A 17,793-nucleotide genomic window follows, 5' to 3' on the forward strand; every position below is an offset into this window, starting at 1 on the left:
ATGGAAGGATATTTACCTTTTTCTAAGATATATTTACCTTTTCGAAGTGGATATTTACCTTTTTGGCTAGTTTATTTACTTTTTTCAGAGATATATTTACTTTTTTCACAATCCCGTCACAACTTTTACATTTTCCACCAGAAACCCCAATCAAGCACAAACCCTTAATCCTCCACAGGCTCCGGTTTATTTTTCAAAAACCGATAAATGCGATCATAGTAATTGCGATATAAATTCTCGTAGCCGCGGATATTCGCTACGCCGAAGCGATTGATCATCACGGTGCCTTGATACATAATGGTACTACTTCCCTGTACTCGGTAACGCTTTCCGAATTCCATGTACTGGTCAAAGCTTTCCATAACGTTTTCCACCTCACTAAAATCTGTATCCTCAAGTTCCAGATTTACACCCATTCCATAGCTGAATGAATTCATATAACCCCAGTGCAAACGTTGAATACGGTCGACCTCACCGACACCATCTTGGGCATTGCTTTGAAAGTAAGCCCCGTCAAAGCCGTACTTTTTCCAGTTTCGAAAATTGGTCGCTTTTGCATGTGGCGAGAAGATGAACCGCTTCCCTTCCGCATGAATAAGCTTGCCGACCTCGGTCACGAGCTTTTCATCCTCTTTACTTATCACCGTTTCGTTCATCCAGTAGAAACCTTCAAATTGAAGGTTCGGAAACTTCCCACTGGCAAACTCTTTATGAACCGAATCCATATACCATTTCACAAGTGCCAACCGATTTACGTAATCCGCCTTTACTGCTTTCCCATCAAGCTTAACAAGATTTCCCTCGTCTTTTGGGTAAGGAATTGACACAAAAACCTTTACCTTTTTGACCTGCGGAATCGCAGAAACATCTTTATTTAACCTATCTATTGCGCCACCACTTCTAAACGTCCGATCCTTATACCATTTCCATTCGCGATAGTTTGCTTGATTCGTAGATGTCTCTTCAAATTGCCCTTTGTCCGAATAATACCTGCCCAAAATAATAAACGTATCAAAGAAGGTATCGAGAAATTTACCATCTTTCTCATAAGCAATATATGGCTTGAAAAATCGTTCAGGAAACACACCACCATTACTAAGTTCGTACCTTTGGTATTGTGCCTTCTTTTTATCAATCTCAAAACCGTTGTAAATAAGCACCCCATTTCCGATACCCGCAGACTTCTGCGACAAAAATGCATGCTTATATTTGTTGACATCATCGTCTAATGGATGGATATAGCTTTTCTGCCCTTCGGTTTCCACCGCATGGCGATTGGCCTCATCAATCGTCTTAAAAGGCACATTCACCCCGGATGGATTCCGAACAACAAAATGATTGTAGTTATCCCAGACCGAGTGATTAATCTTCCCATCAATGATTCTAGAAAAATGCTTGTCGAGTTTTTTCGCGTAAACTAAAGCATTCGCTTCCGTATCAAAACCGGCTGCCCGTTTCCCGTCCACATGCAGGTGGAAGAGAATTTTGCTATTTTGCTTCGGATACCACAAAACCATACCCGTCGCCGTGTCGACTACTTTTGTATAGGTGTAGCGCTTGGCGTGAGCGTAAGCCTCGGAATAGCTTGTATAAGTTTTGATTGGCTTAAAAAATGAATCGACGCGATATTGACCAATTTTACCATTAGGCGTTTTCATCAGCTTATTAAAGCCTTTTGCTGTCAACTCTTTTAATATTTGCTCCGCATCAGCTTTCGTTACATAGGCATCCGGCACAAAGGTATTAACCAATTTGTTGCTAGTCAGCCACTCGATTGCTTGTTTTTCTGTTAAAATCTTTCCAGTGAATCCTTGGGCAAGCAGTTGGGCAGCGCTTTTATTCGATAACCGGTCATCCCCAAATGTAGTATAACTCGTTCCGACAACCGGTAGCCCCAATCGTTTCGCCAAATGGTATTCCTTTGCAAATATATAGGTGCCATCCGGAGGCATTTTCGCCAATTCCACTGCCGCAAATTGCTTTAACACCATGCTTAAAAATTGCCCCTCCGTTATGCCATTGCTGTTTGCAGTTGCCGGTTTGATGGCAACTAGATTAATCATCAGGATGCAAACAAGAATGGTTGCCATCCCTTTTTTCAGCCAATTTTGATTCACTATTTTTCACCTTCCAAATTTTTCAATAATCCTATCATAATTTATTGGAAATGCCCTGTCAGTATAATCTTGTCGAAAACTTCCCTATTTACAAAAATAAACTCTAGTCATACGATAGGAGTGAGTAATCACTTACTTAACAAAATGAGGTGAATATATGGAATCAATTGTTTCCATTCGAAACGTGGCTAAGGTTTTCGGCAAGCAAACCGTTTTACAAAATATCAGTCTTGAAATTCAAAAGGGAGAAATTTTTGGCCTGCTCGGTCCATCTGGTGCGGGTAAAACAACGCTTGTCAAACAACTAATCGGCCTTGATCTGCCCACAAAAGGCGAAGTCGACTTGTTCGGCAAACCGATGCCATCGCTTGACTTAATTCAAAGGGTCGGCTATATGTCGCAATCAGACGCGCTTTATACCGAGCTTTCCGCAAAAGAAAATCTCGAATTTTTCGCAACGCTCTATGGTTTAGCAGGTAAACCACGCAAAAAACGGATAGATGAAGTGATGGAAATCGTGCAATTAACAGAACACCTCACCAAGCTTGTTTCGCAATATTCCGGTGGGATGAAACGGCGGCTTTCATTAGCTGCGGCGCTGCTACATGAACCAGACCTACTCATCCTTGATGAACCAACGGTAGGCATTGACCCTGTCCTAAGACAAAGTATTTGGGATCGTTTTTACCAGCTAAAAGAAAGAGGCAAAACCTTGATCGTGACAACCCACGTCATGGACGAGGCGGAAAAATGTGACCGACTGGGACTAATCCGCGATGGACACTTAATTGCGGTAGGCACGCCCATTCAATTAAAAGAGCAAACAGGCTCCGCCACCATTGAGGAAGCCTTCCTCAGCTACGGAGGTGCACGAGCATGAGAATTCGCGCATTAGTCATTCGTGTGCTGCGCCAATTTTTCCGTGACAAACGGACGATGGCGTTAATGATTGTCGCACCGATGTTAATTTTAACGATGTTAGATTTAGTCTTTAACGGACCAGATTACGTGCCGAAGGTCGGGCTTGTCGACATTCCAGAAGTGATCCAAGAGCAGTTAAACTTAGACGATGCCAACCTAACAAATTATGAATCTAGTAAACTAGCAGACGCAGATTTGAGTGAAAAAACGATTGATGGTTATATTGCATTTGCAAATGGCAAGCCTGCAATCACTCTAGAAGGCAGCGACCCATCAGTCAATCGCGCGGTGTTACTATGGGTACAAGAGGCAATGAAACCGTTAATGAAGGAGCAGGCTGCAACAACTCTAAGCGTCAACTATTTACATGGATCCGAAGATATGGGCCAGTTTGATTATTTTGGTCCGGTACTGCTCGGCTACTTTGCGTTCTTCTTTGTATTCCTGATTGCCGGGGTATCCTTTTTACGCGAAAGAACGAGTGGAACATTGGAACGACTGCTGTCAAGCCCGTTACGAAGATGGGAAATTGTCGTCGGCTATGTGATTGGTTTCGGGATATTCACGACGATTCAGGCGGGAATCATCACATGGTACGGCATTTATGTGCTAGACATGATGATGGTTGGTTCATTCTGGTTAGTGTTGCTGACGATCTTGCTGCTATCCTTCTCGGCGTTGACACTAGGAATATTCCTGTCCGCCTTTGCCAACAACGAAATGCAAGTGATACAATTTATTCCACTGGTGATTGTGCCGCAAATCTTTTTCTCCGGCTTGTTTAATTTGGAGACGATGTCGGAGTGGCTCCGCTGGATTGGACCGTTGACGCCGCTTTACTATGCCGCCGATGCGATTCGCGATGTGATGGTGCGCGGCTATGGATTGGGCGAGGTATATATTGATTTACTGGTGTTATTCGGACTTTCCTGCTTATTTATGTTATTAAACATTGTGGCCTTGAAAAAACACCGCAAAATATAAGGAGTTTACTTCATGTCAGATCAAGATAAGCTTATCGAAACACTGCTCGAAGGCGAAGACGAGCTAACGGAAAAGCAGAAAAAAATTATCATCGCCGCCATTGAATATTTTTCAGAAAAAGGCTATGCCAGCACGTCGACGAGCGAGATTGCCAAAAAGGCCGGGGTGGCCGAGGGGACGATTTTTCGCCATTATAAAACGAAAAAAGACTTGTTGCTTTCGATTGTCACACCGGTCATGCCGAAGCTATTGGCACCGTTTGTCATGCGGGATTTATATAAAGTGCTCGACCAGCGCTACGAGCGCTATGAGGATTTCTTGCGCGAGATGATTTTAAATCGTCGGGATTTCGTGCAGAATCATTTTCAGATTATCAAAATTCTTTTGCAAGAAATCCCATTTCAGCCGGAGTTGCGCGAGCAATTTTTTGAGCATGTCGCCGGAAAAATCTATCAGCGTTTTGATGCTTTGGCGAAGTATTATCAAGAAAAAGGGCAAATTATCGGGGTGCCGACGCATCAGGTGATTCGCTTTACAGCATCAACGATTATTGGTTACTTGTTGACGCGCTATTTGCTCATGCCGGAGTCCGACTGGGACGATGAAGCGGAAATTGAGCAGACCATCCAGTTTATTATGCATGGAATTGGTGCTGCGGCAAAATAGGTTGAGGTACGGCCGAGCTCGGGTTATTGGGCTCGGCTGGATTGGAAATTGGGTTTAAACCCGGATAACCTGATTTAAACCCGGATAACTCAATTTAAACCCGTATAACTCAATTTAAACCCGTATAATTCAATTTAAACCCATATAACCCAATTTAAACCCGTATAACTCAATTTAAACCCGTATAAGCCAATTTAAATCCGGATAACCAACCCTAAACGCCTCATGGATCAACTCTCCTTCAGCACGTCATAAATCGCCTTTCCAACACCACTTTCCTCATTTGTTGTTGTCACAAAATCGCACATCACTTTAATTTCTTCGGCAGCATTGCCCATCGCTACCGAACGGCCAACCCGCTTAAACATCGAAACATCGTTAAAATTGTCGCCAATAGCCATCGTCTCGGCGAGTGAGATGCCATGTTCCTTGACGTATTGCTCCAACGCGACGCCTTTTTGCGCCTGTTTATGGGTAATCTCAATATTCCCGCGCGCGGATGAAGTCACGACGACGTTATCAAAATGTTCCATCGCCCGGCGTGCTGTCGTTAATTTTTCCTCATCAAACGAGAAAACGAGAAACTTGAGGATTTTATGATTGTCACTATGAAAAAGCAAGTCATAGTCATCGACAACATGGATATTTCCTTCTGAAAAACGGATCCGCGCCTCTTCATGGATGAAATCACGGTCCGCATCGGGATTAATGCTAAAAAAGATATCGACAATTAGGGCTAACCCCTTTTCACGATCACTCGTATAGGTACCCTTCGTTGTATAAACCTCAAAATAGATTTCATTTTCAAGCAATAGTTTGGCGATATCGGCCGCCTCCGACTTTTCAATTGGATTTTCGCCAATCAACGTTCCATCCGCGGTGCGAATTTCTGCTCCATTTACTAAAATCATTGGGCACTGGAGACCGGCCTCTTCAAGAACATACTTGGCCTCCTCATAAGAACGACCAGTTGCAACGACCACTTTAATCCCCTGCGCTTGTGCCGCCAAAACTGCCTGTTTATTCTCCTCAGTAATCACATGGGAGGCGGAAACTAATGTTCCATCCATATCTGTTGCAATACACCTAATCATGCTAGTCACCTTCCCTTTCAAACTTACCGTTATTCTATCATGTCCGTTACCATTTTTCGCCCATTAGACACCGTCTATTCAATATGACACTTTTTTTACGAAAAGAACGTAAAGTGTGATATATGTTACCAAATTTTCCAGCTCATTACATTATAATGAAGTCAGAATCAAGGAACGTGGAGGGTTCACAATGCGATATCACCATTTCAGCGAAATAATCGAATTAGCGAAAAAAAATCCACCTCTACCCTTAAGCGTTGCGGCAGCTCATGATGAGGTGGTTCTCGGCGCGGTTGCAGAAGCCACCGAACTTGGCATTATTAAACCCATTCTGATTGGTAAAATTGCACAAATGGCCAAAGCCGCTGAAAAAATAAACTTTGATATCCTTTCGCACGAAATCCATGCGGCAGAAACCGAAGCGGAAGCCGCCTATTTTGCCGCGAAATTAGCCCATCAAGGCAGAGCCAAAATGATCATGAAGGGGGCCATCAACAGCACTCCGTTTCTCAAAGCGGTCTTGCAGAAAGAATTCCAGCTGAAAACTGGCCGAATCTTAAGCCACTTGTCCGCCTTTGACATTCCCACCAATAACAAGTTACTGTTCATGACCGATGGTGGGCTCAATATCGCGCCTGATGCGCTACAAAAAATCGAAATCATCTTAAATTCAGTCGACTTTCTTTTAAAAATTGGCCTAACTAACCCAAAAATTGCCTTATTGGCGGCCAATGAGCGAACGACGGAAAAAATGCCCGTCACCTTGGAAGTTCAGGAAATCGTCCAGCTGAGTAAGTCGAAGTTGCCTTCCGGCTGCATCATTGAAGGTCCGTTGCCACTTGATCTTGCGATAAGCCCACAATCACTCACGTCTAAAGGGCTCAATAGTGAAATCAATGGCGATGCTGATTTACTGGTCGTTCCAAACATCGAGTGCGGCAATATTTTTGGGAAATCGCTTACCTATTTTGCCGGCAGTACGATGGCTGGAATTGTCTTAGGCGCTAAAGTGCCGCTTGTACTAAATTCGCGCTCTGACTGCGCCCAAGCCAAACTTGCCTCCATTGCGTTAGGGGCATTAGCAGCAGCAAATCCGTCGATCAATTTATCCTCTGGAAAAGTTTCATAGAATGGGAGCTGAGTTTGCAATGAGTCAACTGATTCTGGCGATTAATCCTGGATCCACCTCAACGAAATGGGCCGTATACCGTGGCTCCGAAGTGATTTTTAAAGAAACGATTTATCACGAAGATGAAGCCTTGATGAAATACCGAAATATACAGGCACAAATGCCATTTCGCTTAAAATTGCTGCTCGACGCCTTCCATGAAAGGGATTTTGACTTAGCACAGCTAGATGCCATTGTTGGTCGCGGCGGGTTGTTAAAGCCGTTAACAAGCGGAACATACCGCATCTGTGAAAAAATCGTCAAGGACGCTTTAGCAGGCACATACGGTGACCACGCTTCCAATCTAGGACCGATTCTCGCCTACGAACTGGCAACCATGTATGAAATTCCGTCCTTCATCGTCGACCCGGTTGGAGTTGATGAACTCGCTCCGGAAGCGAGGGTTTCCGGGCTAAAGGACATTGAACGAAAAAGTCATGCCCATGCCCTTAACATCAAGGCTGTTTCACGAAAAGTGGCCGCGCAGCTTGACCGTCCGCTCGAGGAATTAAACTTCGTCGTCGCCCATCTCGGCGGTGGTATTTCTGTTGTTGCTCAGCAAAATGGCCAAATGATTGATGTGAATAACGCCGATAATGAAGGACCGTTTTCACCGGAACGCTGTGGAGGCTTACCTGCCAAACAGTTAATTCAGCTTTGCTTCTCCGGGAAATACAGCGAAAAAGAAATGCTCCACAAATTAACCAAATCTGGTGGGTTTTACTCTTATCTTGGAACAAAAAATTTAATCGAAGTCGAGGAACGGGCGTTATCCTTAGATCGCGAGGCAGCCTTACTTTTAAAAGCAATGGTCCATCAAATTGCCAAGGAAATCGGAGCCATGGCCGCTGTCCTTGAGGGGCGGATCGACGGAATTATTTTAACTGGTGGCATCAGCCATTCTAGCTATCTAGTTGGAAAGATCAAAAAGAAGATTGGCTTTTTGGGAGAGGTCTTCGTTGTACCCGGTGAGGAAGAGCTTGTGGCGCTCGCGGATGGGGCGCTACGAGTGTTGACGGGCCAAGAACTCGCTAAAAAATACTAAGGGATGAGTGGCTCATCCCTTAACTGTACTTTTTGTGGTAAATGTTTGATAGATGACCTCTTCGCCATCTTCGAGTTCCAGCGTTTCCTCATAAGCAATGTCGTAAAGATCGTACATTTTTTTCCAGAAACTAACCGCCCGTTTGTTTGCTTTAATTTGTGATACATAGAAACTGCCTTGCTTTTCTTGGAAAATTAATCTCACTGCCTGTTCCGCCAAGCCTTTGCCACGGAATTGATTGTAAATAAATAAGTCATTGATGCAATAGTCAACCTTTTTGGTAAAAGGTGGCTCGAGCAATAAGCAAAAACCGATGACCTTCGTGCCGTCCTTTAAAAAATATGGATTTAGTCCTTCCTTTTCCCAAATCATTTCAAACGAATCAAACTCAAACTCCCCATGCTCATTTGGTTTTAATGATTCCGAATAGGCGGAAAGATCGTGAAGATAAAGAGAATACATGTTTTTCAGAAGCTGCTTGTCCTGTAACGTTGCCCGTACGAATTCCATCCTGTTTCGCCTCTTTTATTCTAGGTTTTATCCATATTTTACACTATTATGGAAAAATTTGTCCAAATTAATTCGTGACCCAAATGGACTATTTTTTTCATTCGATTTCTTACATATACAAGGTACATTACTGACAAACTAGAGTTTGATACTTACAAAAAGGGGGTCAAACCGACAATGACAAAAAGTCCGAATAAAGGCAGCAAAAATCAAAATGCACCTGATTTACATGGCAGAGCCGCTGTCAGCGGAGATAACAGCAAAGGGAACAAACGGAACAAGGATCAAAGTAACAAACCAGACGATTTAAATCCTTAAGCAAAAGCGACCGTTTAGCTGAGTACTAGAAGCAAAAAGTCGGCCCTTTACCAGAGCCGACTTTTTCCTATTTCTTCCCGTTAAATTTCATTTTCTCCTCAGCTTCACTCATGTTCGGCCGTTGGCTCGGTTTGCTTTTTCGAAGCGCCTTTTTCAGTTCTAGGGTGGCATCGTCCCCTGTATTGTAGCGACCGTCCAGCATTTCAAAATTCCTCCTTTTCGGGTTCTTTTCATAAGTTACCCAAAATAGGTGGAAATCATCAGCTCTTTTACACCGTTACAGCCTGCTGCTCAAAGCCCTCTTGGTAAATCCGGCTAATAATTGACTCGATTGCCGGCTCCTCCACGGTTAAATCCTTAATATTATACGTTTGCGTAATACGCCCAATTAATTCTGATGCGGAAATTTCATCGCGGTTAAATTGCAGCCAAACTTTATTCATTTCCCGTTTGACCACTTCGGCACCCTGGATAACAATTTCACCGTTGCCGTTCTCGACATCGACGACCAGTGTACGAATTTTACCAAAACGCTCTTTCACCGCCGCAATATCCCCGTCATACACCTTCTGCCCGTGGTCGATGAGCACCATTCGCTTGCAAAGCTTCTCGATATCTTCCATGTCATGGGTCGTTAAAATGACCGTCACCTTGCGCTCCCGATTGATTTCCTGAATAAAGGTACGCATTTTTTCCTTGGCGACCACGTCAAGGCCAATGGTCGGCTCGTCTAAAAATAAAATCGGTGGGTCATGCAGCAAAGAGGCAGCAATATCAGCTCGCATCCTCTGCCCTAAAGAAAGCTGGCGCACCGGTGTATTCAAAAATTCATCTAGCCCAAGAATCTCTTGGAAAATATCCATGTTCTGTTTGTAACGAGCATCACTTACTCGATAAATTTCTTTCAACAATTCAAAGGATTCCACTGTTGGCAAATCCCACCAGAGCTGGGTCCGCTGACCGAAGACGACGCCGATATTTTCGGCATTCTTCTGGCGGTTCTCATACGGCACGATCCCGTTGACTTTTATTGTTCCGCTCGTAGGCACAAGGATTCCCGTCAGCATTTTAATCGTCGTCGATTTTCCAGCACCATTCGGCCCAATATAGCCGACCATTTCCCCTTGTTCAATCGAAAAACTGATATCTTTGACTGATTCTTTTTTAATAAACTGACGTTTAAACAAACTGCGCACGCTACCGAGCAGCCCAGTTTCACGTTTTGCAACCATAAAATCTTTGTTTATATTATTTACTTCGATAATTGACATAATGTTCTCCCCTAAAATTGTCTAGCTCCAGCGGCTAGCCCCTCGAATGGAAAATAAAAGTCCATTTTCCCCTGGTCTTAAGCCACTCTAGGAATGAAGGCAAAAAGCGCCTTCTTTCCTAGAGCAGCTTAAGCTTGTCGGGGCTGGGAAAAATCAAATGCTATTTTTCCTCGACCAAGCCGCTTCCGCTTTTCTATGACCCCGTACTCTTGTATCTATTTAATCCTGCCATCCAAAACCAATACGCTAGCAAAAAGAAAACCAAGCCGATGACCGGCGATAGGTAGCCGATGTAATCGGGGAAATATGGCGTTCCTTTTTCCAGGATAACCGTCGATGGGAAGTAGTTGACGAACCCAAACGGTACGATGAAGGCGGTAATCATTTGCACGACCTTCGGATAAATCACCAGCGGGTAGTTCGTGAGATTTCGAGCTGGATACATGGCGACCCAATAGAATTGCTCAGACTTGGTTGTCCAAAACGCCAGCGCTGAAATGATGACGAGCATGCCACCTTGAATGAGCACACCGCCAATGATCGACGAGATTAAAAATAAAACCTTTCCAATGCTCCAGTCAATGTCAATTGCGAGGCTCACCCAAAGAAACACGACGACAGAGAAAATAAATTGGCCCAAACCGCCGATATCAAACTTCATCGACATAAAGTGGAAAAATGGATGAATCGGCCTGACGAGAAACCTATCAAAGGTTCCATTCACGATAAATGTGTCCAAACTTTTAAAATGGAAAAATAAAATCACGCAGAAACCCCAAGAAACAACGGCTAATGCGAGCAAAAATAGCATATCGTAAAAGCTCCAGCCACCGAGAGCGTCAAAGCGATAAAGCATCACCCACATCGTCGCGGCCATCCCGACATAGGCGGTAATTAGACCGATGATTCGCATCACAAAGGCAAATCGATATTGCAGTTGGGCGCGGATGCCGGCACCAACGAGTTTAAAATATAATGGCAAATAACTTAGTGTTGACCTCACGATTATCCCCCCTGTACGACCACTTTTTGTGAGGCTTTATGCCAAACGAATCTGAGGATTCCGTAACATACGGCAAGCCAGAACAACTGGATGGCAATGGAATAAGCAATCTCGATCCCGGTAATTTTTCCGATAAAAATCGAGTTCGGAATAAAATAGATTCCTTGGAATGGCAGATAGATTGCTAGTTTTTCTAGCCAATCTGGGAAAAACCAAAGCGGGATCACGGATCCTGAAAGTAGCGACATCGCAAAATAGAAAATGTCGACAATTCCGCCCGTTTCGACTAAAAAGAACGACAGAAAACTGAATGACATTTCAATGCAATAGCGAATGAGAAAGCCGATAAACGCGGTGAAGAGGAACAGCACCCACGTCTCCCACGACATTGGTAGTGTTAAATCAATAAACAAGAATACAAGAACATAGACTGGCAGAAGCGCAAATAAGAAGTAGAACGCGACACTGCCGAAATCAGCAAATAAATAGCGGAGTGGCACATCAAATGGCCTCATCAGTTCAAGCGCGATATCGCCGGTGCGCACCTTCTCCTGCATGTCCCATAGCGGCGTGCCCGCGCCGTTAATTCCTGATAAAAACTGACTGACAACGATATAGGTTAGCATCGACGTGAACGTGACGCCATCAGCACTATCCTTACCGGCGTAAAGAGCTGTCCAAATCGAGCCCCACATTAATAGAAAAATAAGATTATAGCCCATTCGCGAAAAGACATCAAAACGGTAAACCGCCGACCTCAAGAATGCCTTTTTCGTAAATGTCCAATAAAGCTTTGCCCTAAACATACTTCACCTTCCAGCAAAATTGTGATTTTTTTGACTATTTCATATTTTAGCATATTTAGAGGTGAATTTTAACAAATGAAAGCTCTATGAAAAAAATAATACTGTTCCCTTTAATGCTTTAAAGGATGTGGCATACATTTCAAGGAACTTTGTCCTTTAATTATGTAGGACTGTCCCTAAATATTTAAAACACTAAAGCGCTAATGTGCTTTAGTGTTTTAAATATTTTAAGTTTAGAAGCATTGGAAGGATTCGATGCTTCTTAGGTCGATTCCGAAGTACGCCCAGCCGAAGCGGCGACTCCAGCGCCAGCCCGCGATGGAGGTGCGACCGACAAAGATTGGGTAATACCAAAAACTACTACCGCTGTGTAGCCAAACATAGGTATTGCGGAATAAACAGCGACGAATTCCACCTGGGTCTACGGCAAATGCGGCAGCCTGAGTTTTTTGCGGTGTGAACGCAGGTGGTGGACTCGATGGTGGTTGCTGTCCTCCTGGTGCACCTTGTTGACCGCCGGGAAAGCCTCCTGGTGTACCGCCTGGAAATCCGCCTGAACCGCCCGGGAATCCGCCTGGACTACCTGGGAATCCGCCTGAACCGCCCGGGAATCCTCCTGGACTGCCTGGAAATCCGCCTGAACCGCCCGGGAATCCGCCTGGACTGCCTGGGAATCCTCCTGAACCATCTGGGAATCCACTTGGCGGTCCCGGAAAGCCTCCTGGTCCACCTCCAGGGAAGCCAGGTGCCCCAGGGAAGCCAGGACCGCCACCAGGAAACAATGGATTGGTTCGGATGTCATAGTTCACTGAGTAGTCCATATATCCAGGCATGTATTCTTGAGTTTCAACCTGATATCCATATGGATCTCCTGGAAGATCTGGTCCTATCGGTTGATAATGTTGTCTATTTGGGTCTTGGGATTGGCCATAATAGGGAAACTGATAATGATTCAAGGCAAAATCCTCCTTAATATCTTTCTATTTCCCTGTAAAATATGTCAATTCGCCTATAATGGTGCGAAAATCAGGGCTTTTTTGTACACCCTTTTTCATCAGAGAGTTTTATTTACCTTTTTACAGGTTTATTTACCATTTTTGGAAGGATATTTACCTTTTCGAGGATCATATTTACCTATATAAAGAATATATTTACCTTTTTCACATATCCGCCACAATATTACCTCTTTTTTGGTAAAAACCAACAAAACTTCGCACCATTACCACCACACCCAAAAAAAAGAAAGGCAACTCTAAGTTACCTTTCTTTCCGATTCTTCGCTTCTAATAATCGTTTCATCCGTGCCTCGCGCTCTTCGGCGGTTAAAGGCTTTTCTATTACCTTTTTTGGTTTAGGGGCTGGTTTCGATTTCGAAATCGGTGCAGGATCTTCAGCTACAGTAGACTTCTCTTCCACCATCTGAACCTCACGCACAGGCTCCACCTTAGCAACCACTTTCTCCTTAGTCGGCAACCTATCCGCTGCCGTCCCACCTACCGCTTCATGACGAGTCATTTTAAACCGACCAAACAACCGCGCCATCCCGAAGCGTCGTATCGCAACCTCTACAAAAAATAGCAAGAATGCCAACAACAGAAGCCACTGGCTCACTGGTTGCTTCACATAACTAGCTGAAGTCGTCGGCAGGAATGAATCCTTTGCATTAGCCAACGCCTTACCACCCGTAAGCGCTGCTAACTCCGCAAGTAGCTCCTTATTCGTCCCCTTAAGAGAATACTCCTCCGAATAAGGGACCGTAAATCCAGTCTGATAAACATGGACTTGACCATCGGCATCTGTCCTTTTCACATTTAAGAAATACATGCCACTGCTATCGGGAATCGATAATTCATATTTGCCTGGAGCGACCAGTTTCGTATTGGAGGCAATTTGCTCCCCTGTCTCGGAAACGACAGCTGTTTCCAAAGGTAATGCTGAAGGAGTCCCAGATTCAAGCCTCACAACTGTCACGCCGTCCATTTTATTTAGCGAAACTCGATAAGGTTCGGAAGCGTACTGTGGAAGGGTCCGCGTCACCATATGATTGACGAACACCGGCCACTTCTCCCAACGCGCCCAATCGCCAGACCATTTCCCGGAAAAATCAGACGTAAACGCAATCGAAGTCCCAAGCCCATACTGCCATTCCGCCAAAACAGGATCCTCTTTTTCGCTCAAAAACGGTACGCCTGCCCGCGATTTTGGGGTTGTAGCGATATAGGCATTCATTTGCGGTACACCCGCTTCCACTAAAAACGTCCAATCCGGATTTGAGGCTACCACCGGATAAAACGGATTATCCTCGATATAGGTCCGCGTTGCCATAACCGTTTCTCGCGACAAGATACTCGGAATCGTTGTCGCATCAATGACATCATAAAATCTTCCCGTTCCCCAAGTTGCTAGTTCCTCTAGCAAGCCACGATCGGCGTCCGAACCAATGGCAACCGTTGATAGAGTAATATTTTTCTCCAAACCTTCCTCAATCAAAGCTTCATAGCTAGCACTAGTTGCTGACTGACCATCAGTAAGCAAAATAATATGCTTTCGCTGCAATTTTAAGTCGCGAAGTTCATCATAGGCTGCGGCCAGCGAGGAATAAATTTCCGTCCCGCCACCCGGTCCGATTGATAAAATTTTCTCAACAGCCTTCTTCTTATCCTTTAAAGGCTTTGTTTCTAAAATGACCCATGGTCGATCGTCAAAAGCGATAAATCCAAGTGTGTCTTCTTCTCGTAAAAGTTCAACCGAGCGAGCCGCTGCTTCCTTGGCCAACTCAATTTTGTTGCCGCTCATACTTCCCGAGCGGTCCATCACAATCACAAGGCCGAGCGACGGCATTTCTTTTTTCCCCTTAATATCCATATCAACTGGAAGTAGTCTTTCAATTGGCGTCTTAAAATAGCCGCCCAGTCCGAAGCTCTCGTCGCCCCCAGCCATCACAAAACCAACACCAAATTCCTTAACAGCTCGCTCTATCAAATTCATTTGATTTTCAGTCACGACCGTTGCCGGAACATTGTTGAAAATAATCGATTGATAGGGCAGGTAGCCGGACAGCAGTGTTGGTAGCTTTTCCGGGGTAATACTGTCTACTAAGAGACCGGCTCCTTCCAAAATGCCATCAATCTGACCGCTCTCCCTACCTTGAACGACAAGCACCTTTGGGGTCCCTTTCACATTGGAAACCGCAAACATCGCATTGTTCTCCATAAAACTATCCTGGTCGGCCGCCAGTTCGCCTTTAAACACCATCATTCCAGTATCTTCGACCTTGTAGGCAAAATGGTAAACGTTTTTGCCTTCCTTCACCTCGACGTTTTCAGTGAGTACATCCTGATGGTTCACGGAAATTCGCACCGCCGCCCGTTTACTGGCGTTGCTATCAATCGTGAGCGTAATCTGTGCTTCCTCACCTTTATATAAAGATGGTGGCACCGTAAGCTCGGTGATGCTCATATCCTCGCCGATTGACGGGTTAAGCGTTACATAATGGAGCTCAATGCCTCTATTTTTTAAAATCTTTGCCGTTTCCCTGCTATTGCCAGTCGTTTCATTTCCATCCGAAACGAGGACAATTTTCCCGCCGGATTCGGTTGGTAAAAGGGAAGCCGCAAACTGTAAGCCAGCTTCAATATTCGTCTCACCGCCGGCGACTTTGCCGTTAAACTCAGTGAACGGACGTTTTTCTTTACCTAGTTGCTGCTCTAAATAACCGTCTTTCCCGAGCGTGACAATTGCATAAGAATCATCGATTTTCTTGTTTTTTAAACTATTGTCTATCCAATCAAGCGCTACCGTGTCACCACCGCGAACACTATCGGAACGGTCGACAAGGAAAATGACCGACTCCCCACGCACCGGCAGAAGAATCTGCGGTACCGCGAGCGCTAAGATTAATAATAGAAAGATCGCCGTTCGAATTCCGGCAACCCAATAGGCTTCCTTTTTGCGATTCTTTTTTACATATAAAAAAATCATCCAGCCAACCGGAAGCAGAAGTAGTAACATGAACGGGAATTTAACCTCTAAACCCACGACGGTACACCTCCCATTCGACAACAATGAAAACGAATGCGGCCAACGCTAACCAAAACCAAAGCTGGTCATTTCGGCCCTTCTTCTCGTTATCCGCGCTAACGGTTTGTTGGTTCATCTTAAAAGCTGACTCAACCGTCGGCTGCTTTTCCGATTCATCCAGCAAAACGGAAAAATAGGTAATCCTATCGCCGGCTACCGCTTGATAGGTGCCAGGCCGATACGGTGCCTGAAAACTTTCTTTGGAGAGGTCAAGCGTATATAAATTTTCATCATCCCGGTCGTAAATCGACCATTTTGGCGATCCCTCACTGACACTCAACCACTTTTCTTCCCCCGGGGAAGAATAGCCTAAGAAATTCGTTTGCTGTGAGAGCCATTGATAGCTGTTATAAAGGAAAATCGGAAAACTTGGCTGCAGCGGCCAATCCGAATCGGTCAATGAAAAATTGACAACCATTACAGGCTGTCCATCACGTATGCCTTTTTGAATCAATGGGTGTGTACCGCTTCTTAAAATCGTTTCCCAATCGCCTTCGAGCGGCTGATCGGCAGCCGAAGCGATAAAAATTTTCTTCGTGTCGACGTATTTTAATAAGGGGTCATTTTCCGCTGCTAGCGGCTCCGTTAGCTTGATTTTGTCTTTCGTGTTGTTAAACAAAATCAGCGGCTGCTTCGGCCAATTTTCCAGTGAATTTGTCTCGGCAATGACAATCCCGTTGTCATTTTCCTCGAGCGTTTTGGTTTGTAAAACCTCTACGCCTAGAATTTGGAATCCCTTCACCGCAAACGGATTGACTTCGCCAACCGTATAAATAGTCGGATTGTTTTCCGTGAAGATGGAGGTCAAGCGATTATCAATCTCATAGCCATCATCCACTTTTATGGATGCTTCGTAGTACGGCTTTATCGGCAGTTCTGGAATTTGCACGAAGGCCTGCTCCTGGGCATCTAGGGTGATCGTTTTTTCATAGAGTTTTTCCTTTTCGCTATGAATCTGAAAGTTTAGTTCTTTTGCTTGGCTAGATTGATTTTCGAGAACGGCCACGCCGGTAATTTGCTCGTTGATTGGGGCTACCCCAAACGAAAGTAGTGCCAGATTGTCAATTTTTTCACCGATATTATGGACCTCGACATATTGCTCCACACCTTTGAGTGCCTCCCTTTTGACTCTGTCCGAAAAAATATGAATCGATGTGTCTTGACCAGAAGAAAGGGATACTGCCAATTGGACCGCTTTTTCCATTGCCTCATGATCATAGGTTAACTCTAGGCCCTCGATGCTTCGCTTAATGGTGCTCGAATCCGTTTCCTTACTAAGAAGAATCTCTGGTTTCGCACCAGCTCTAATCAAGGTGACCTCTTGCCCGCTTAGCCGGTCTGCGAGGTCTCTTAGCTCCTGTTTAGCATAGTCAAAACGAGTCGTTTCTTCATGCTTAGCCGCCATTGTGGCCGATGTATCAACAATCAACATCAGTTGCTCACCGCGTAGCTCGTTTTGCAGCCAAAATGGTCGTACCAATGCAAACATTAATAATAAAAGTGCAAGCAGTTGCAACCAGAATAGTAGATTTTGCTGGAGCTTTTTCAACCACGGCGATGCCTGCCACTCATTCAGCACTTGCTCCCACAATAGGTTTGAGGATATCCGCCGTTCCTCATACTGTTTCCGGAAAAAATAAAACAACACCACCGCTGCAATGAAAAGGCTAAGCAGGAAAAACCATGGAAATAAAAATTGCATCTATCAATCACCTCACTTAGAAAGGGGGACTATTTATGATCCTGTGCCCTATTCGGACTCGATTTGCCTTTTTTGGCTCGTTCCTGTCCGAATAGACAACCTATTCGG

16 protein-coding genes are annotated in these 17,793 nt (G+C 44.6%); 6 read left to right on the plus strand and 10 right to left on the minus strand.

Annotated features, from left to right (window positions below; genetic code table 11):
* Positions 1–164 precede the first annotated feature (164 nt).
* Positions 165–2,117, minus strand: a complete 1,953-nt coding sequence (locus tag ACX9YW_RS06675) for a DUF4855 domain-containing protein (RefSeq protein WP_460343712.1) — start codon at positions 2,115–2,117, stop codon at positions 165–167.
* A gap of 157 nt (positions 2,118–2,274) precedes the next feature.
* Here ACX9YW_RS06675 and ACX9YW_RS06680 point away from each other — a divergent pair, with 157 nt between their 5' ends.
* Genes ACX9YW_RS06680 through ACX9YW_RS06690 form a run of 3 tightly spaced genes read left to right on the plus strand, consistent with a single transcriptional unit; the run spans position 2,275 to position 4,688 of the window.
* A complete protein-coding gene (locus ACX9YW_RS06680) occupies positions 2,275–2,997 on the plus strand; it encodes an ABC transporter ATP-binding protein (RefSeq protein ID WP_460343715.1) in 723 nt (240 codons plus the stop codon).
* The gene (locus ACX9YW_RS06685; protein ID WP_460343718.1) at positions 2,994–4,022 is read left to right on the plus strand and encodes an ABC transporter permease; all 1,029 of its coding nucleotides are present in this window, start codon (positions 2,994–2,996) and stop codon (positions 4,020–4,022) included. The genes ACX9YW_RS06680 and ACX9YW_RS06685 overlap by 4 nt, the downstream gene beginning before the upstream one ends.
* Positions 4,023–4,034: 12 nt before the next feature.
* The gene (locus ACX9YW_RS06690) at positions 4,035–4,688 is read left to right on the plus strand and encodes a TetR/AcrR family transcriptional regulator (protein WP_460343721.1); all 654 of its coding nucleotides are present in this window, start codon (positions 4,035–4,037) and stop codon (positions 4,686–4,688) included.
* Between the two features lie 230 nt (positions 4,689–4,918).
* Here the strand turns inward: ACX9YW_RS06690 and ACX9YW_RS06695 are convergent, their stop codons facing one another.
* Positions 4,919–5,782 carry a Cof-type HAD-IIB family hydrolase gene (locus tag ACX9YW_RS06695; protein ID WP_460343726.1) on the minus strand — a complete coding sequence of 288 codons (864 nt, stop codon included), beginning with the start codon at positions 5,780–5,782 and terminating at the stop codon, positions 4,919–4,921.
* A 190-nt stretch (positions 5,783–5,972) separates the two neighbouring features.
* Between ACX9YW_RS06695 and ACX9YW_RS06700 the strand changes: the two genes are divergently transcribed.
* Together ACX9YW_RS06700 and buk are read left to right on the plus strand one after the other, a co-directional pair.
* Positions 5,973–6,911 carry a bifunctional enoyl-CoA hydratase/phosphate acetyltransferase gene (locus tag ACX9YW_RS06700; RefSeq protein ID WP_460343729.1) on the plus strand — a complete coding sequence of 313 codons (939 nt, stop codon included), beginning with the start codon at positions 5,973–5,975 and terminating at the stop codon, positions 6,909–6,911.
* A 19-nt stretch (positions 6,912–6,930) separates the two neighbouring features.
* Complete coding sequence (gene buk / locus ACX9YW_RS06705) at positions 6,931–7,995, plus strand: butyrate kinase (protein WP_460343731.1); 1,065 nt, start codon at positions 6,931–6,933, stop codon at positions 7,993–7,995.
* 12 nt (positions 7,996–8,007) lie between these two features.
* Here buk and ACX9YW_RS06710 read toward each other — a convergent pair whose 3' ends face one another.
* Positions 8,008–8,505, minus strand: a complete 498-nt coding sequence (locus tag ACX9YW_RS06710; protein WP_460343734.1) for a GNAT family N-acetyltransferase — start codon at positions 8,503–8,505, stop codon at positions 8,008–8,010.
* A gap of 177 nt (positions 8,506–8,682) precedes the next feature.
* Here ACX9YW_RS06710 and ACX9YW_RS06715 point away from each other — a divergent pair, with 177 nt between their 5' ends.
* Positions 8,683–8,823, plus strand: coding sequence for a hypothetical protein (locus tag ACX9YW_RS06715; protein ID WP_460343737.1), 141 nt, complete (start codon positions 8,683–8,685; stop codon positions 8,821–8,823).
* Between the two features lie 67 nt (positions 8,824–8,890).
* Here the strand turns inward: ACX9YW_RS06715 and ACX9YW_RS06720 are convergent, their stop codons facing one another.
* The 7 genes from ACX9YW_RS06720 to ACX9YW_RS06750 all read right to left on the minus strand — a co-directional run bounded on the left by ACX9YW_RS06720 (position 8,891) and on the right by ACX9YW_RS06750 (position 17,685).
* Positions 8,891–9,025 (minus strand): hypothetical protein, encoded by a 135-nt coding sequence (locus ACX9YW_RS06720; RefSeq protein ID WP_460343740.1) that lies wholly within the window; start codon positions 9,023–9,025, stop codon positions 8,891–8,893.
* A 67-nt stretch (positions 9,026–9,092) separates the two neighbouring features.
* A complete protein-coding gene (locus ACX9YW_RS06725) occupies positions 9,093–10,094 on the minus strand; it encodes an ABC transporter ATP-binding protein (RefSeq protein ID WP_460343743.1) in 1,002 nt (333 codons plus the stop codon).
* 193 nt (positions 10,095–10,287) lie between these two features.
* Positions 10,288–11,097, minus strand: coding sequence for an ABC transporter permease (locus ACX9YW_RS06730; RefSeq protein ID WP_460343746.1), 810 nt, complete (start codon positions 11,095–11,097; stop codon positions 10,288–10,290).
* Positions 11,098–11,099: 2 nt separating this feature from the next.
* Positions 11,100–11,903 (minus strand): ABC transporter permease, encoded by an 804-nt coding sequence (locus ACX9YW_RS06735; RefSeq protein WP_460343748.1) that lies wholly within the window; start codon positions 11,901–11,903, stop codon positions 11,100–11,102.
* A gap of 233 nt (positions 11,904–12,136) precedes the next feature.
* A complete protein-coding gene (locus ACX9YW_RS06740) occupies positions 12,137–12,724 on the minus strand; it encodes a hypothetical protein (protein WP_460343926.1) in 588 nt (195 codons plus the stop codon).
* A 436-nt stretch (positions 12,725–13,160) separates the two neighbouring features.
* Entirely contained in the window at positions 13,161–15,941 is a 2,781-nt protein-coding gene (locus tag ACX9YW_RS06745) for a VWA domain-containing protein (RefSeq protein ID WP_460343751.1), read from the minus strand.
* Positions 15,925–17,685 (minus strand): VWA domain-containing protein, encoded by a 1,761-nt coding sequence (locus tag ACX9YW_RS06750; RefSeq protein WP_460343753.1) that lies wholly within the window; start codon positions 17,683–17,685, stop codon positions 15,925–15,927. The genes ACX9YW_RS06745 and ACX9YW_RS06750 overlap by 17 nt, the downstream gene beginning before the upstream one ends.
* Between the last annotated feature and the right edge of the window lie 108 nt (positions 17,686–17,793).

This window comes from Pseudoneobacillus rhizolycopersici (genome assembly GCF_054786815.1).

What these genes read in the sequence shown, in the direction of transcription:
- ACX9YW_RS06680 (WP_460343715.1), top strand. Translation starts at nt 2,275, where the DNA reads ATGGAATCAATTGTTTCCATTCGAAACGTGGCTAAGGTTTTCGGCAAG.
- ACX9YW_RS06685 (WP_460343718.1), top strand. Translation starts at nt 2,994, where the DNA reads ATGAGAATTCGCGCATTAGTCATTCGTGTGCTGCGCCAATTTTTCCGT.
- ACX9YW_RS06690 (WP_460343721.1), top strand. Translation starts at nt 4,035, where the DNA reads ATGTCAGATCAAGATAAGCTTATCGAAACACTGCTCGAAGGCGAAGAC.
- ACX9YW_RS06695 (WP_460343726.1), bottom strand. Translation starts at nt 5,782, where the DNA reads ATGATTAGGTGTATTGCAACAGATATGGATGGAACATTAGTTTCCGCC.
- ACX9YW_RS06700 (WP_460343729.1), top strand. Translation starts at nt 5,973, where the DNA reads ATGCGATATCACCATTTCAGCGAAATAATCGAATTAGCGAAAAAAAAT.
- buk (WP_460343731.1), top strand. Translation starts at nt 6,931, where the DNA reads ATGAGTCAACTGATTCTGGCGATTAATCCTGGATCCACCTCAACGAAA.
- ACX9YW_RS06710 (WP_460343734.1), bottom strand. Translation starts at nt 8,505, where the DNA reads ATGGAATTCGTACGGGCAACGTTACAGGACAAGCAGCTTCTGAAAAAC.
- ACX9YW_RS06715 (WP_460343737.1), top strand. Translation starts at nt 8,683, where the DNA reads ATGACAAAAAGTCCGAATAAAGGCAGCAAAAATCAAAATGCACCTGAT.
- ACX9YW_RS06720 (WP_460343740.1), bottom strand. Translation starts at nt 9,025, where the DNA reads ATGCTGGACGGTCGCTACAATACAGGGGACGATGCCACCCTAGAACTG.
- ACX9YW_RS06725 (WP_460343743.1), bottom strand. Translation starts at nt 10,094, where the DNA reads ATGTCAATTATCGAAGTAAATAATATAAACAAAGATTTTATGGTTGCA.
- ACX9YW_RS06735 (WP_460343748.1), bottom strand. Translation starts at nt 11,903, where the DNA reads ATGTTTAGGGCAAAGCTTTATTGGACATTTACGAAAAAGGCATTCTTG.
- ACX9YW_RS06740 (WP_460343926.1), bottom strand. Translation starts at nt 12,724, where the DNA reads ATGGACTACTCAGTGAACTATGACATCCGAACCAATCCATTGTTTCCT.
- ACX9YW_RS06750 (WP_460343753.1), bottom strand. Translation starts at nt 17,685, where the DNA reads ATGCAATTTTTATTTCCATGGTTTTTCCTGCTTAGCCTTTTCATTGCA.